The following is a 1,759-nucleotide window of genomic DNA, read 5'->3' as shown; positions in this document are numbered from 1 at the left end:
GTGATTAGTTCACATAACGCTCAATTCAAAAATTCAGGTTGTAGTTTAACCTGAATATTTTGCAATTTCTTGTTAGGTATTTTTCCATTTATTTTCAAACGATATAAATTCCAATTTTGGCGCCACTGAAAGCAATGTCTCTACTTTTAGGTTGGTAAGAAAGCTCTGCAAATCGGCTCTCTCACTCCCATGTATCAGTAGGTCCCTAAATTCGTCAGTCAAATCAGCATTATCTCTAGCATCTTCAGAAAAGAAACTGTCTGAAGAACTAGCAAAGACTATTTGAATACAACCTGTGGTTTCTTCATACGGCTGTCCATCATACATTTCCGAGATCAACATTCTTCGGCCACCGATGGTAAGTTGACCTGTCTCGTATAAGGAGATGCAGACTTCTTTCAGTTCGTTTCTTAAGTCGTAATCTTTGACGAGCGCCGTAAGAATTTCTACTAGCCTACTTCTTGACACTTTTATATACCTAACGCTTCGCTAAGAAGCGCTGTTGTTATCGGCGTCTTCTTTCAGCGCCTGGTTATGTTTCTTTTTCAGATAGGCTGTAACTCCAAACGAATAAACTACAGCCCAAATTAAAGTAGAATATAAACTTAGTTTTAATATTGTGTTTCCAGTTTCTCCAAGCAATATTCCACTTAAATCGCACGTCGCACCTATGAAAGCAATACAATAAGGAATATACCAAAAAATCTTATATGCAATTTCGCGTTTCTGCCTGTAAGTCGATATGAATAGATACAAGCAGATTAGAATTATTATTATGTCGACTATATTATCGGAGCTCAAAATATTTCCTATTACTCATATTGAACATAACGCCAAATTGAGACGCGTGTTCTTAGCGTCGTTCTCCAATGTATGGTTAAGGATTTAGAAGTCAAGTTCCATAATCTTTGCTTCATATCCCCATCCATACTCTAACAGTGTGTACGAATCATATGTTTTGGTAATAGCACATGTTACGCAAAGTACGGATAGCTGTTGTTCTTGGGTTGGCTCTTCAGGTAAATGATTCATAGCGTGATTTAGTGCTTTTTTCGCACATTCTCTATATTTGGTTTTTGCCCAATCGGGGCAGGGAATAAAGTTGTAGTATTCCAACGATTGCATCACACGATAGACAAACCCAAGATAATCCCAATCTAAGTCATCGGTTTGCTTAAGAAAGATTTCATTGGCTTCTAGTACCCATGCAATAGAAGCAGTTCCTATATCTCCCTGATGATAGAGTTCATCCCAAAGCCATTCTCGCACCTTGACATATTCTTTATTCTTATACAGTTCTAGATAAGGCTTAATTTCACATTCATTGCCAAAGCAGTTCGTCAATTCCATCGAGGTTTTTTGATCCTTAACGCAAAGCTAATTTTGCGTGTTTTTTAACGCTAAATTTCAGCGTATTGTTATGTGTTTCTAATTTATTACTCATATCGAAATTCCGCTACCAAAATATCTCCACTATCATCATAGATTTCAAAACCGTGCTGAATTTGCTCAAGTGTCAAGATTTCAGAAATTCGACGAGCTCGATTAATTAATTCTTCTATAGTATCTGCATCAGAAAATATTTGGTTAATTCCATGGTCAAACTCTACTTTGAAATAGTCATATTCTGAAATTCGCAAGCTATATTGATTAGACTCGGAATGAACTCCATGCTTCGAAAGTAATCGTTCAAGATCTATCGGATGCTTTACACCAAAGATATTCCCTAGCAATACCGGATAATCTTCATTCATACACA

The 1,759-nt window shown here is 36.7% G+C and carries 3 protein-coding genes; all 3 read right to left on the bottom strand.

What is annotated here, in order from left to right:
• Window positions 1-72 precede the first annotated feature (72 nt).
• Complete coding sequence (locus tag IYN84_RS20820) at window positions 73-468, bottom strand: hypothetical protein (RefSeq protein WP_196141213.1); 396 nt, start codon at window positions 466-468, stop codon at window positions 73-75.
• Between the two features lie 417 nt (window positions 469-885).
• The gene (locus IYN84_RS20815) at window positions 886-1,344 is read right to left on the bottom strand and encodes a hypothetical protein (protein ID WP_210330782.1); all 459 of its coding nucleotides are present in this window, start codon (window positions 1,342-1,344) and stop codon (window positions 886-888) included.
• Between the two features lie 92 nt (window positions 1,345-1,436).
• Window positions 1,437-1,759: hypothetical protein (locus IYN84_RS20810; RefSeq protein ID WP_196141211.1), on the bottom strand; the 323-nt coding region annotated here is incomplete at its 5' end.

This window comes from Aliikangiella sp. G2MR2-5 (genome assembly GCF_015687155.1).
GTDB lineage: Bacteria > Pseudomonadota > Gammaproteobacteria > Enterobacterales > Kangiellaceae > Aliikangiella.
The sequence above is the reverse complement of the archived record's forward strand: the minus strand, read 5'-3'. Positions and strand labels throughout refer to the sequence as shown.